Raw genomic sequence first — 12,663 nt, forward strand, 5'->3', positions numbered from 1 at the left:
TTTTAAGAGTGATTATCAAAATTTTATTTTATCTTTTACTATAAAAACAGCACAAATAGCCAATAACGCTAAAAAAATCATATATATACTCATACCATATAAAAATGGATTTTCATTTTTACTCGCAAGTGTATTAAGCCAAAAAACGAGTTGCGGAGTAATACCGCCTGAAATTGCATAAGCAATATTATAAGAAAAAGAAATTCCTGAAAATCTTATTTTAGCTCTAAAAACTTCACTCATTAAAATAGGTGCGAACACATTAATCCCACCTAAAAAACAAACAATCGAATACAAAATACACACCAAAACCAAATTTTTAAGCTCATATAAAGCATAAAAATATAAAAAAGAAAAAAATACAAAAGTTAAAGAAAAGAAAATGCAAATTTTAAATAAACCAAATTTATCTACAAGATAACCCATAAAAGCCCCGCCTAAAGCTATTCCCAAAATTCCTAATATCTGTAAATAACTTCCTTCAACCCCACTTAAATTTAAAATACTAGGCATAAATTTAGGCATTAATAAAACAAGCACAATAACACAACCTGTTAAAACCCAAGTCATCATCATTGATGAAAATAAATTTTTTACAATATCCTTTTCTTTAAATAAATCTTTAAGCGGAAAAGAACTAAGCGATGATTCTTTTTTCATTTGTTTAAAAACAGGAGTTTCTTGCAAAAATCTACGCAAATAAATAGAAATAATCCCAAAAATTCCACCTACAAAAAAAGCAATACGCCATGCATAAGTAGCAATTTCTTCTATACTAAAAAAAGCATTAATGATTAAAAATACTATACTTCCTAACAAAATTCCTAAAGCCATAGCTGAATTTAAACAGCTTAAAAAGAAAGCTTTTTGTTTTTCTTGACAATGTTCTCTTACAAAAACCCAAGCTCCAGGCAATTCTCCACCTATAGCTATGCCTTGAAAAATTCTTATAAGTATCAATAAAATAGGAGCTAAAAACCCAAGAGTTTCATAACCTGGAATAAAAGCTAAGACAAAGGTGGGAAGAACCATTAGTAAAATACTTAGCATAAACATATTTTTACGCCCAAATTTATCTCCAAAATGTGCCATAACTATACCACCTAAAGGACGTGCTAAATATCCAGCTGCAAATGCTCCATAAGTATTTAATAAAGCCCAAAATTCACTCATACCTTTAGGAAAAAATACATTGGCTATATATTCAGCAAAAAAGACAAAAATAATAAAATCATAAAATTCTAAAGTTCCTCCTAGTGAAGAAAGTCCTAAGATCTTAATTTCCTTTGTTCCAAATTTTGATTTTCTCATTGATTAATTACCTTAAATTTTAAAAACATTGTTTTTATTATACTATAATCATTTCCAAAATATTATCTAAAAAATTTAAGGATAAATATGTTTAATTTTATAACCACCCTTTTAAAAACCAATCTTTATTTTTTAGAAGAAAAAACCACAAGCAAAAGTTCAAATCAAACCCATATAATCTCGCTTAAACAATCTGATGATGAATTTTTAAATTTATTATTTTCTTTTTTAGTGCCACAAAACGATGAAGATAAGAATTTTATAGAAAAAACTCGCACAAAAATCAAAAGAAATGAGCATAATATTGCTCTGATAAAAAATCCAAATTTTAATGCTTTAATAGACACAGGGTTTTTAGATACTATTGATACATTAAAGAAAAATTACATATCCACAAAACCGATTTTAAAGATATCACTCATATTATCTTAACACATGCACATCCTGATCATATAGGTGCTTTAATGAGCGAAGAAAATCTTTTTCCAAAAGCTCAAATTTTAATCGATAAAAAAGAATATGATTTTTGGATCAAAAGCGATAGACAAGAAATTAAAAACACCTTGCTTAAACTTAAAAATATAGAATTTATCGATCATTCCAAAGATTTGATCTTTCAAAATTCAAGCATTAAAGCCATACCTGCTTACGGGCATACCCCAGGTCAAAATGCTATCATAATTGATGATAAAATAGTCTTTTGGGGAGATTTACTTCATCTTTATGATATACAAATCCCAAAACCTAAAATCGCTATAAAATTTGATATAGATCAAAATGAGGCTATACAAACAAGGGAAAAACTACTTAAAGAATTTAAAGAAAGAAAACTCAAAGTTATAGGGACTCATGTGCCTTTTATCAAACCTAAATTTTTAGGTTAATTACTTAAAAATTACTAAAAATTAAGTAAAAATTTTAATAATTTTTGCTAAAATTATAGCCTTTTTATTTCATGAAAGGAGAAAATTTTGGCAAAAGATGATGTAATTGAAATTGATGGCACCGTACTTGAAGCATTGCCTAATGCAAATTTCAAGGTTGAACTTGACAACAAACATGTAATTTTATGTCATATTGCAGGAAAAATGCGTATGCATTATATAAGAATAATGCCAGGTGATAAAGTAAAAGTAGAACTTACACCTTATAGCCTTGATAAAGGGCGTATAACTTTTAGATATAAATAATCTAAGTTATTTAAAAGCTAATTTTAGATAAAATTAGAGTTTTGCGACAAATTACATCGAACTATATGAAGAAGTATTTTTAAAATCCACCACTTATTTTAAAAATAGTTGGTTATTCATAAAACCTGATGTAGTTGTAAATCAAGTGGAATTCATTTAAGGAGACGCTCATGAAAGTGAGACCATCGGTTAAAAAGATGTGCGACAAGTGCAAAGTAGTTCGCCGTAAAGGCGTGGTTCGCATTATTTGCGAAAATCCAAAACATAAACAAAGACAAGGATAAACATGGCTCGTATTGCAGGTGTGGATTTACCAAAGAAAAAAAGAATTGAGTATGGACTAACCTATATTTATGGTATAGGACTTTTCACTTCAAGAAAAATTCTAGATAAAGTAGGAATTTCTTATGATAAAAGAGTTCATGAGTTAAGTGAAGATGAAGCAGCAGCTATCCGTAAAGAAATTCAAGAAAACTATATGGTTGAAGGGGATTTGAGAAAACAAGTTGCTATGGATATTAAAGCACTTATGGATTTAGGAAGCTTTAGAGGCTTAAGACACAGAAAAGGCTTACCAGTTCGCGGACAAAAAACAAAAACAAACGCAAGAACTAGAAAAGGTAAGAGAAAAACTGTTGGTGCAAAATCATAAGGATAAATCATGGCAAAAAGAAAAATCGTAAAGAAAAAAGTAGTTAAAAAAAATATAGCAAAAGGTATTGTTTATATCAGTGCGACTTTTAACAATACTATGGTTACAGTGACTGATGAAATGGGAAATGCTATCGCTTGGAGTAGTGCAGGTGGTTTAGGATTTAAAGGTTCTAAAAAATCAACTCCTTATGCAGCACAACAAGCAGTAGAAGACGCTTTAAATAAAGCAAAAGAACACGGAATTAAAGAAGTAGGCATTAAAGTACAAGGACCAGGAAGCGGTAGAGAAACTGCTGTTAAGAGTGTAGGTGCTATGGAAGGAATCAAAGTAACTTTCTTAAAAGATATCACTCCATTAGCTCACAATGGTTGCAGACCGCCTAAGCGTCGTCGTGTCTAAGATATAAGAAAAATTTAGGAGAATATTATGGCAAGATATAGAGGACCAGTAGAAAAATTAGAAAGACGCTTTGGTGTTAGCTTAGCATTAAAAGGAGAAAGAAGACTAGCTGGCAAAAGTGCACTAGACAAACGCCCTTATGCGCCAGGACAACACGGAGCAAGAAAAGGTAAAATTAGTGAGTATGGACTTCAATTAAGAGAAAAACAAAAAGCTAAATTTATGTATGGAGTAAGCGAAAAGCAATTCCGTCGTTTATTTGCTGAAGCAGCAAGAAGAGAAGGAAATACAGGGGTATTACTTATCCAGCTTTTAGAACAAAGATTAGACAATGTGGTATATAGAATGGGTTTTGCTACAACACGTCGTTTTGCAAGACAACTTGTAACACATGGACATATTTTAGTAAATGGTAAAAGAGTGGATATTCCTAGCTTTAGAGTAGAAGCAGGTGCTAAAATCGAAATCATCGAAAAAAGCAAAAACAATCCTCAAATAACAAGAGCTATCGAACTTACAGCACAAACTGGAATCGTTGCTTGGGTTGATGTTGAAAAAGATAAGAGATTTGGAATTTTCACAAGAAAACCTGAAAGAGAAGAAGTTGTCATTCCGGTTGAGGAAAGATTTATCGTTGAGCTTTACTCTAAGTAATAGGGGCTAAATATGAGAAATATTACAACATCTGCTTATACGCCAACAGAATTTACAATAGAAAACATTAGTGATACTGTGGCTAAAATCAGTGCTTGGCCTTTTGAGATCGGCTATGGAATCACCCTAGCCCATCCTTTACGCCGTTTGCTTTACACTAGCACCATAGGATATGCTCCAACTGCGATCCATATTGATGGCGTAGCTCATGAATTTGATAGCATGCGTGGTATGCTTGAAGATGTAGCACTTTTTATCATTAATCTAAAAAAACTACGCTTTAAAATTAAAGGCGAATCAAATAAAGAAATAGTAGAATTTAGCTTTAAAGGCTCAAAAGAAATTTACGGCAAAGATCTAAATAATGATCAAGTAGAGGTAGTAAACAAAGACGCCTATCTAGCAACTATCAACGAAGATGCTGAACTCAAATTCACATTGATCGTTGAAAAAGGTATTGGCTATGTACCAAGCGAAGAAATTAAAGAGCTTATAAATGATCCTAAATTTATAGCTTTAGATGCTTTCTTTACACCTGTAAGAGAAGCAACCTATGATATTGAAAAAGTTTTGTTTGAAGATAATCCTGATTATGAAAAAGTGGTTTTAACTGTAACAACTGATGGACAAATCACTCCAAATGAAGCTTTTCAAAATGCTCTAGAAGCTATGTATAAACAATTATCAGTATTTGATAAAATCACCAATGTTAGAAGCGTAATTAAAAATCAAGCAACAAGCAATGAACTAGAAAATACTAAATTATTGCAAAACATTACAGATTTAAATTTAAGTGCTAGAAGTTATAATTGTCTTGAAAAAGCAGGAGTAGTTTACATAGGCGAGCTTGCTTTGATGAGTGTAAGTGAACTTGCAGGGCTTAAAAATTTAGGTAAAAAATCTCTTGATGAAATTAAAAACATCATGGAAAGCATAGGTTTTCCTGTGGGAACTTCTAAGCTTAGCGATAATAAAGAAATACTTAAAAATAAAATCGCAGAATTAAAAGCACAAAACGAAGGATAAAGAATGAGACATAAACATGGATATAGAAAACTTGGCAGAACTTCATCTCATCGTGCTGCCTTATTAAAAAATTTAACTATAGCTTTAGTAAATAGCGGAAAAATCGAAACTACTCTACCAAAAGCTAAAGAATTAAGAGGTTATGTAGAAAGATTGATTACTAGAGCAAGACTTGGAGATTTTAACGCTCATAGAGCAGTTTTTGCTTCATTACAAGATAAAAACGCTACTAATAAATTAGTGACTGAAATTGCTCCAAAATTCAAAGATCGCAATGGTGGATATACAAGAATCATCAAAACAAGAATTCGCCGTGGTGATGCTGCTGAAATGGCTTTCATCGAATTTGTAGCTTAATCAAATCCTAGCTTTTGCTAGGATTAATACTTCAATTAAATACCTTAAAAATAAAAAGTTTTAAATAATTATTTTAAATAAAATTAAATTTATTTATTTTCTAAAACCCTTGCTAAAAATTCAACTACTTATGCTAATATAAGTTTTTAATTTTTAATTTCAAGGATATGTTATGCAAGAAAACACTCGTTTACGCATTGCGATACAAAAATCAGGTAGACTTTCAAAAGAATCCATAGAGCTTCTTTCAGAATGTGGTGTTAAAATGCATATCCATGAACAAAGCTTGATCGCTTTTTCTACAAATTTACCCATAGATATTTTACGCGTTAGAGATGATGATATCCCTGGGCTTATTTTTGATGGGGTTGTAGATTTAGGCATTATAGGGGAAAATGTTTTAGAAGAAAATGAACTTGAACGCCAGTCTTTAGGAGAAAATCCAAGCTATAAGCTTTTAAAAAAGCTAGATTTTGGATATTGCCGTCTTTCTCTTGCCTTACCTCAAGAAAATAAATTTCAAAATTTGAAAGATTTTGAAGGCTTAAGGATAGCTACTTCTTATCCACAACTTTTAAAGCGTTTTATGAAAGAAAATGGGATTAATTATAAAAATTGTACGCTTACAGGTTCTGTTGAAGTAGCCCCTAGGGCAAATTTAGCCGATGCGATTTGCGATCTTGTTTCAAGCGGGGCAACTTTACAAGCAAACAATCTTAAAGAAGTTAAAGTCATTTATGAATCTCGTGCTTGTTTGATTCAAAAAGAAAATGCTTTAAGTAAAGAAAAACAAGCCTTAGTGGATAAAATTATGTTGCGTGTAGCAGGAGTAATGCAAGCAAGAGAATCTAAATACATTATGCTTCATGCTCCAAAAGAAAAGCTTGATAAAATTCAAGCCCTACTTCCAGGAGTTGAAAGACCGACTATCTTACCTTTAGCACACGATGAAAAAAATGTAGCTTTACATATGGTAAGTAAAGAAAATCTTTTTTGGGAAACCATGGAGGCTTTAAAAGAAGAAGGTGCGAGTTCGATTTTAGTTCTGCCTATAGAAAAAATGTTAAAGTGAGTAAAAAATGCAAATTTTAGTATATGATAATTTGGATGAAAAACAAAAAGAAGAAGCGTTAAAACGCCCTGCTATAAGTGCGAAAGATGAAATTTCAAAAATAGTAAGTTCTATCATTAAAGAAGTGCAAGAAAAAGGCGATGAAGCTTTGATAGAACAAGCTTTGAAATTTGATAAGGCTGAAATTTCAAAGATTAAAATCACTCAAGAAGAAATCACTCAAGCAAGCAAGCGTTTAGATAAAGATTTACAAGAAGCTATTTTAGTGGCTTATGAAAATATCAAAAAATTTCACGAAGCCCAAATCCCACATGAAATCGCTCTTGAAACTACAAAAGGCGTTAAATGTGAAGTTTTAACACGCCCTATAGAAAAAGTAGGACTTTACATACCAGGGGGTTTGGCACCTTTGTTTTCAACGGTTTTAATGCTAGCTATTCCTGCAAAAATTGCAGGTTGTGAAAAAATCGTTTTAGCAAGTCCTGCAAAAATCAATGATGCTGTGCTTTTTTGTGCTAAGCTTTGTGGCGTGGATGAAATTTATCAAATGGGCGGTGCAGGAGCTATAGCAGCTTTGGCTTACGGTACCCAGAGTGTTTTAAAGGTGGATAAAATTTTTGGCCCAGGAAATGCCTTTGTAACCGAAGCAAAACGCCAAGTAAGTAGTGATATAAACGGAGCAGCTATTGATATGCAAGCAGGACCTAGTGAAGTTTTAGTCATAGCTGATGATTTAGCTAATGAAAAATTTGTAGCTAGTGATTTGCTTTCACAAGCTGAACATGGTGCAGATTCTCAAGTGATTTTAGTGTGTTTAAGTCAAGATTTTGCTAAAAAAGCAAGTGATGAAGTCCAAAGTCAATTAGAACTTTTGCCTCGCAAAGAACTTGCAAGCAAAAGCATTGCTAATTCACGCATTATCATAGCTAAAGATTTAAATCAAGCCTTAGAAATTTCAAATCTTTACGCCCCTGAACATTTGATCATACAAACTCAAAATCCACGAGAACTTTTAAAAGGTGTAAAACACGCAGGATCAGTATTTTTAGGAGCTTATTCCCCAGAGTCTATGGGTGATTATGCAAGTGGGACAAATCATGTTTTACCTACTTATGGACTTACTAAAACGCATTCTAGTTTAGGTTTGGCAGATTTTAGCAAAAGAATGACCGTTCAAGAGTTAAGTAAAGAAGGTTTTTTAGCTTTAGGTAAAAGTGTTGAAATTTTAGCACAAAATGAGCATTTAGACGCGCACAAAAATGCAGTAACTTTTCGTTTAGAAAGCTTAAAATGAGTCAAAAAATCCTTTTTATAGATAGAGATGGCACTTTAATAGAGGAGCCAAAAAGCGATTTTCAAATCGATACTCTTGAAAAATTGCGTTTTGAAAAAGATGCTATTCCTACTCTTTTAAAACTAAAAAATTTTGGATTTAAATTTGTCATGGTAAGCAATCAAGATGGTCTTGGAACGCCAAGTTTTCCAAAGGAAAATTTTGAAATCGCTCATGAAAAAATGCTTGATATTTTAAAAAGTTGCGGTATAGAATTTCAAGATATTTTTATTTGTCCGCATTTTGAAAATGAAAATTGTGCTTGCAGAAAACCTAAAACCGCTATGTTAGAAGAGTATATCAAACACGAACTTTACGATAAAGAACAAAGTTTTGTTATCGGAGATCGTGAGAGTGATATGATCTTAGCTTCAAATTTAGGTGTGCGTGGTTTAAGATATGGCGAACTTTCTTGGAAAGAAATAGAAAATGAAATTTTAAGTTCTTTTAGAAGTGCGAGTTATCAAAGAACTACTAAAGAAACAGATATAAAAGTAAAAGTGTGCTTAAATGGGGGCAAGGTTAGCATTAAAACAGGCATTGATTTTTTTGATCACATGTTAGAGCAAATCGCTGTACATGGAGGTATAGGGCTTGAAATTTCTTGTAAAGGGGATTTAGAAATCGATGAGCATCATAGCGTTGAAGATGTAGCCTTAGCACTTGGAGCTTGTATCAAAAAAGCTTTAGGGGATAAAATCGGCATTGCAAGATATGGTTTTGCTTTACCTATGGATGAGTGTTTGGCAAGTTGTGCGATGGATTTTTGCAATCGTCCTCATTTAGTCTATAAAGCCAAATTTAAAAAATCTTATTTAGGGGCTTTAAGCACAGAAATGATCGAGCACTTTTTTTATTCTTTAAGCTATGCTATGGGCGTGAGTTTGCATTTAAAAGTTAAAGGCAAAAACGATCATCATAAAGCCGAAGGGCTTTTTAAAGCCTTTGCAAAAGCTTTGAAAATGGCAGTGAAAATAGAAAGTGAAAATTTAGCCAGCTCTAAAGGAGTGATATGAAAATCATCATCATCGATACAGCCTGTGCGAATTTAGCATCTTTGAAATTTTGTCTGGATAGATTAGGTTTTAATGCAACTATCAGTAGGGATTTAAAAGAGCTTGAAAGTGCGGATAAGCTTTTTTTACCTGGAGTGGGTACCGCAAAAGAAGCGATGAAAAATTTAGAACAATTTAATCTTATTGATTTTATTAAAAATACCAAAAAACCTTTGCTTGGTATTTGTTTAGGTATGCAAATTTTAGGAAATTTTTCCGAAGAATTAAATCAAGAAACCTTAAAACTCATAGATTTTACAACTCAAAAATTTAAAGCTAAAGAAGGCTTTACTTTTCCACATATGGGATGGAATGAAGTTTATAGCTCTCATGCTTTGTTTAAAGGCTTAGAAGGGGCTTATTTTTATTTTGTGCATAGTTATTGTGTAGGACTTGGGAAATACACTATAGCAGATTGTGAGTATTCGCAAAAATTTAGCGCAAGCGTAATGAAAGATAATTTTTACGGAGTGCAATTTCACCCTGAAAGAAGTAGCGAGGCTGGGGAAATTTTAATTTCAAATTTTATTAAGGATATAGGATGACTCAAATCATACCCGCACTCGATCTTATAGATGGCGAAGTGGTGCGTCTTGTAAAAGGGGATTACGAACAAAAAAAAGTATATAAATACAATCCCTTAAAGAAATTTAAAGAATACGAAAAAGCAGGAGCGAAAGAACTTCATCTTGTAGATCTTACAGGTGCAAAAGATCCTAGCAAAAGACAATTTGCTTTGATAGAAAAATTAGCCAAAGAAGTCAGTGTCAATTTGCAAGTAGGTGGAGGTATACGCTCTAAAGCAGAAGTTAGAGCTTTGCTTGATTGTGGAGTAAAAAGAGTAGTTATAGGATCTATGGCAATTAAAGATGCGACTTTATGTCTTGAAATTTTAAAAGAATTTGGTAGTGAAGCTATAGTTTTAGCCTTAGATACGATTTTAAAAGAAGATTATGTTGTGGCTGTAAATGCTTGGCAAGAAGCAAGCGATAAAAAGCTTATGGAAGTTTTAGATTTTTATAGCAATAAAGGCTTAAAACACATACTTTGCACAGATATTTCAAAAGATGGCACCATGCAAGGAGTAAATGCAAGACTTTATAAACTTATCCATGAAATTTTTCCTCATATTTGCATTCAGGCAAGTGGTGGAGTAGCAAGCTTAAAAGACCTTGAAAACTTAAAAGGAATTTGCAGTGGGGTTATCGTAGGAAAAGCTTTATTAGACGGAGTTTTTAGTGTAGAAGAAGGGATAAGATGTCTGGAAAATTGACCTATAAAGAATTAATTATAGAAGTTTTAAAACAAACTAAAAAGCCTTTAAATGTGAGTGAAATTTGGCAAAAAGCTCTTGAAAAAGGCTTAGATAAAAAGCTTTCTAGTATAGGACAAACACCCACTCAAACAATTTGGAATAGGTTGCTTACAGATAAAATTAACTTTCTTAAAACCTCAATAAAACCTACAACTTTTTGGCTAAAAGAAAGAGAAAATGAACTTTTAAAGCTTGATAATAAAAATGAAATTACCAATGAAAAACAAGAAAAAAATAAATTTCATGAAAGAGATTTACACCCCTTGCTTGTAAAATTTTTATATGAAAATTTAGATTTTAATTTAAATTGCAAAACAATTTATCACGAACAAAGCAAAAAGGGTAAGGGCGGGGAAGATAAGTGGAATTATCCTGATATTGTAGGGGTTTATTTTCCCTACGATGATTATGAAAAAGAGACCATAACACTTTTAGAAAATATCAAACAAAATAGTTATAAGCTTTTTTCTTTTGAACTTAAAATTGCTTTAAATTTTTCAAATTTAAAAGAATGCTATTTTCAAGCTGTAAGCAATTCTAGCTGGGCAAATGAAGGCTATTTGGTTGTTTTACAAGAAATTGATAGCGAAGTTTTAAGTGAGTTAAGACGCTTAAATCAAAGTTTTGGCATAGGAGTGATAAAACTTGAAAAAGATATTTCAAATTCTCAAATTTTAATTAGTGCAAAAGAAAAAGAACTTGATATTCAAACACTAAATATGCTGATCAATAAAAATCCAAATTTTAAAGAATTTATTGATGATATAAACAAACAAATTAAAGTGGGCAAAGAAGCAAAAATTCAAGCTAATTTTGATGAAATTAAAAGCGATGAAGAAATGGAAAAATATCTTAAAGAAAAATGTATTTTGGAGAAATAAATGCTTACAAAACGCATAATTGCATGTTTAGATGTCAAAGATGGCAGAGTAGTAAAAGGAACACAATTTAAAAACCATAAAGATATGGGAGATATCATAGAGCTTGCTAGGTATTATTCTCAAAATGGTATTGATGAGCTTGTTTTTTATGATATTGCTGCAAGTGCTAGAAAAGAACGCATATCAAGAGAATGGGTAAGTGAAGTAGCAAAAAATATCAATATTTCTTTTTGTGTTGCAGGGGGTATTAAAAGCGAAGAAGATGCAGCTGAACTTTTGGCTAATGGGGCAGATAAAATTTCTATCAATTCTCCTGCTTTAAATGATCCAAGCCTAATCACACGCCTTGCTAAAAGCTTTGGCGTGCAATGCGTAGTAGTAGGGATTGATAGTTTTAAAGATGAAAATGGAAATTTAAAAGTATTTCAATACACAGGGGATGAAAAAACAAGTAAACATAGTGGAAAAAGCACTTTAGAATGGGTTAAAAAAGTGCAAGATCTAGGTGCAGGCGAAATTGTTTTAAATATGATGAATCAAGATGGTGTTAAAAATGGCTATGATTTAGAACAATTAGAAGCTGTATATAAAATTTGTAAAGTACCTTTGATCGCAAGTGGGGGAGCGGGAAAAATGGAACATTTTTTAGAAGCTTTTAAACTAGGTATAGATGGGGCTTTAGCTGCTTCTGTTTTTCATCAAAAACTTATAGACATTAAAGAATTAAAAATTTATCTTAAAAATCAAGGCTTAAGTATAAGGATATAATATGCAAAATTTCAAAGAACTTAATGAAAAAATCGCTTGGCAAAAAGTGGATAATCTTTTACCTGTCATCATCCAAGATGCAAAAACTTGCGAAGTTTTAATGCTAGGCTTTATGAATAATGAAGCCTTAGAAAAAAGCTTAGAAAGTGGCAAAGTAGTCTTTTTTTCACGCACAAAACAGCGTCTTTGGATGAAGGGTGAAGAAAGTGGAAATTTCTTAAATATCATAGATTTAAGCTTAGATTGTGATAATGACACGCTTTTAATTTTAGCAAATCCTGTAGGGCCTACTTGTCATACGGGCGATATTTCTTGTTTTGAAAAAATTTCTAAAAATGCAGATTTTGTTTTTCTAGCCAGACTTGAAAAACTTATTAATGCACGCAAAAATGCCGATGAAAATACTTCTTATACAGCAAAACTTTTCAAAAGTGGTACAAAACGCATCGCACAAAAAGTTGGTGAAGAAGGCGTAGAAACAGCTTTAGCAGCGACAGTAAAAGATAAAGAAGAGCTTATTTGTGAAGCAGCGGATTTAATGTATCATTTAAGTGTTTTACTTGCAGATGCAAATCTTAGTTTCTCAGATGTGATTTCAAAATTAAAAGAAAGACATAAAGCTTAAAGCTTTATGTAAAATAAATTTA

At 31.8% G+C, this 12,663-nt stretch carries 16 protein-coding genes and 1 pseudogene; 16 read left to right on the top strand and 1 reads right to left on the bottom strand.

Features of this window, described 5'->3' with window-relative positions; all coding sequences use genetic code 11:
• Nucleotides 1–15: 15 nt before the first annotated feature.
• On the bottom strand, nt 16–1,311 hold the full coding sequence (locus FBF22_RS07610; RefSeq protein WP_002858936.1) for an MFS transporter: 1,296 nt from the start codon (nt 1,309–1,311) through the stop codon (nt 16–18).
• Between the two features lie 87 nt (nt 1,312–1,398).
• Between FBF22_RS07610 and FBF22_RS08565 the strand changes: the two are divergent.
• The 16 genes and pseudogenes from FBF22_RS08565 (at nt 1,399) to hisIE (ending at nt 12,641) form a co-directional block, all read left to right on the top strand.
• Nucleotides 1,399–2,195 (top strand): annotated as a pseudogene (locus FBF22_RS08565) (MBL fold metallo-hydrolase).
• A gap of 87 nt (nt 2,196–2,282) precedes the next feature.
• A complete protein-coding gene (infA, locus tag FBF22_RS07625) occupies nt 2,283–2,501 on the top strand; it encodes a translation initiation factor IF-1 (protein WP_002781436.1) in 219 nt (72 codons plus the stop codon).
• 170 nt (nt 2,502–2,671) lie between these two features.
• Nucleotides 2,672–2,785, top strand: a complete 114-nt coding sequence (gene rpmJ, locus FBF22_RS07630) for a 50S ribosomal protein L36 (protein ID WP_002781429.1) — start codon at nt 2,672–2,674, stop codon at nt 2,783–2,785.
• Between the two features lie 2 nt (nt 2,786–2,787).
• Nucleotides 2,788–3,153, top strand: a complete 366-nt coding sequence (gene rpsM, locus FBF22_RS07635) for a 30S ribosomal protein S13 (protein ID WP_002800121.1) — start codon at nt 2,788–2,790, stop codon at nt 3,151–3,153.
• 9 nt (nt 3,154–3,162) lie between these two features.
• The gene (rpsK, locus tag FBF22_RS07640; protein WP_002779544.1) at nt 3,163–3,555 is read left to right on the top strand and encodes a 30S ribosomal protein S11; all 393 of its coding nucleotides are present in this window, start codon (nt 3,163–3,165) and stop codon (nt 3,553–3,555) included.
• Between the two features lie 27 nt (nt 3,556–3,582).
• Nucleotides 3,583–4,209 (top strand): 30S ribosomal protein S4, encoded by a 627-nt coding sequence (rpsD, locus tag FBF22_RS07645; protein WP_002858938.1) that lies wholly within the window; start codon nt 3,583–3,585, stop codon nt 4,207–4,209.
• A gap of 12 nt (nt 4,210–4,221) precedes the next feature.
• A complete protein-coding gene (locus FBF22_RS07650) occupies nt 4,222–5,235 on the top strand; it encodes a DNA-directed RNA polymerase subunit alpha (protein WP_002855748.1) in 1,014 nt (337 codons plus the stop codon).
• A 3-nt stretch (nt 5,236–5,238) separates the two neighbouring features.
• Nucleotides 5,239–5,592, top strand: coding sequence for a 50S ribosomal protein L17 (gene rplQ, locus FBF22_RS07655; RefSeq protein ID WP_002851332.1), 354 nt, complete (start codon nt 5,239–5,241; stop codon nt 5,590–5,592).
• 172 nt (nt 5,593–5,764) lie between these two features.
• Nucleotides 5,765–6,664, top strand: a complete 900-nt coding sequence (gene hisG, locus FBF22_RS07660) for an ATP phosphoribosyltransferase (protein ID WP_002858407.1) — start codon at nt 5,765–5,767, stop codon at nt 6,662–6,664.
• Between the two features lie 7 nt (nt 6,665–6,671).
• Nucleotides 6,672–7,958, top strand: a complete 1,287-nt coding sequence (hisD, locus tag FBF22_RS07665) for a histidinol dehydrogenase (protein WP_002867578.1) — start codon at nt 6,672–6,674, stop codon at nt 7,956–7,958.
• Nucleotides 7,955–9,013: a bifunctional histidinol-phosphatase/imidazoleglycerol-phosphate dehydratase HisB gene (hisB, locus tag FBF22_RS07670; protein WP_002884745.1), complete on the top strand. Its 1,059-nt coding sequence runs from the start codon at nt 7,955–7,957 to the stop codon at nt 9,011–9,013. Before hisD ends, hisB begins: the two co-directional genes overlap by 4 nt.
• Nucleotides 9,010–9,597, top strand: coding sequence for an imidazole glycerol phosphate synthase subunit HisH (hisH, locus tag FBF22_RS07675; protein ID WP_002884742.1), 588 nt, complete (start codon nt 9,010–9,012; stop codon nt 9,595–9,597). Before hisB ends, hisH begins: the two co-directional genes overlap by 4 nt.
• Nucleotides 9,594–10,325 carry a 1-(5-phosphoribosyl)-5-[(5-phosphoribosylamino)methylideneamino]imidazole-4-carboxamide isomerase gene (gene hisA, locus FBF22_RS07680; protein ID WP_002860060.1) on the top strand — a complete coding sequence of 244 codons (732 nt, stop codon included), beginning with the start codon at nt 9,594–9,596 and terminating at the stop codon, nt 10,323–10,325. Before hisH ends, hisA begins: the two co-directional genes overlap by 4 nt.
• Nucleotides 10,310–11,248 (top strand): HTH domain-containing protein, encoded by a 939-nt coding sequence (locus tag FBF22_RS07685; RefSeq protein WP_002860061.1) that lies wholly within the window; start codon nt 10,310–10,312, stop codon nt 11,246–11,248. Before hisA ends, FBF22_RS07685 begins: the two co-directional genes overlap by 16 nt.
• Nucleotides 11,249–12,016, top strand: a complete 768-nt coding sequence (hisF, locus tag FBF22_RS07690) for an imidazole glycerol phosphate synthase subunit HisF (protein ID WP_002851492.1) — start codon at nt 11,249–11,251, stop codon at nt 12,014–12,016. It begins immediately after the preceding gene.
• Nucleotide 12,017: 1 nt separating this feature from the next.
• Nucleotides 12,018–12,641, top strand: a complete 624-nt coding sequence (gene hisIE / locus FBF22_RS07695) for a bifunctional phosphoribosyl-AMP cyclohydrolase/phosphoribosyl-ATP diphosphatase HisIE (RefSeq protein ID WP_002851143.1) — start codon at nt 12,018–12,020, stop codon at nt 12,639–12,641.
• The last annotated feature ends 22 nt before the right edge of the window (nt 12,642–12,663 follow it).

The organism is Campylobacter sp. CFSAN093260 (assembly GCF_012890095.1).
GTDB classification, from domain to species: domain Bacteria; phylum Campylobacterota; class Campylobacteria; order Campylobacterales; family Campylobacteraceae; genus Campylobacter_D; species Campylobacter_D jejuni.

Bases quoted from the DNA above. Each gene is read 5' to 3' on its own strand.
- hisA (WP_002860060.1), top strand. From the start codon at position 9,594: ATGACTCAAATCATACCCGCACTCGATCTTATAGATGGCGAAGTGGTG.
- hisIE (WP_002851143.1), top strand. From the start codon at position 12,018: ATGCAAAATTTCAAAGAACTTAATGAAAAAATCGCTTGGCAAAAAGTG.
- hisB (WP_002884745.1), top strand. From the start codon at position 7,955: ATGAGTCAAAAAATCCTTTTTATAGATAGAGATGGCACTTTAATAGAG.
- hisG (WP_002858407.1), top strand. From the start codon at position 5,765: ATGCAAGAAAACACTCGTTTACGCATTGCGATACAAAAATCAGGTAGA.
- rpsK (WP_002779544.1), top strand. From the start codon at position 3,163: ATGGCAAAAAGAAAAATCGTAAAGAAAAAAGTAGTTAAAAAAAATATA.
- rplQ (WP_002851332.1), top strand. From the start codon at position 5,239: ATGAGACATAAACATGGATATAGAAAACTTGGCAGAACTTCATCTCAT.
- rpsD (WP_002858938.1), top strand. From the start codon at position 3,583: ATGGCAAGATATAGAGGACCAGTAGAAAAATTAGAAAGACGCTTTGGT.
- FBF22_RS07610 (WP_002858936.1), bottom strand. From the start codon at position 1,311: ATGAGAAAATCAAAATTTGGAACAAAGGAAATTAAGATCTTAGGACTT.
- hisH (WP_002884742.1), top strand. From the start codon at position 9,010: ATGAAAATCATCATCATCGATACAGCCTGTGCGAATTTAGCATCTTTG.
- hisD (WP_002867578.1), top strand. From the start codon at position 6,672: ATGCAAATTTTAGTATATGATAATTTGGATGAAAAACAAAAAGAAGAA.
- FBF22_RS07650 (WP_002855748.1), top strand. From the start codon at position 4,222: ATGAGAAATATTACAACATCTGCTTATACGCCAACAGAATTTACAATA.
- hisF (WP_002851492.1), top strand. From the start codon at position 11,249: ATGCTTACAAAACGCATAATTGCATGTTTAGATGTCAAAGATGGCAGA.
- FBF22_RS07685 (WP_002860061.1), top strand. From the start codon at position 10,310: ATGTCTGGAAAATTGACCTATAAAGAATTAATTATAGAAGTTTTAAAA.
- rpmJ (WP_002781429.1), top strand. From the start codon at position 2,672: ATGAAAGTGAGACCATCGGTTAAAAAGATGTGCGACAAGTGCAAAGTA.
- rpsM (WP_002800121.1), top strand. From the start codon at position 2,788: ATGGCTCGTATTGCAGGTGTGGATTTACCAAAGAAAAAAAGAATTGAG.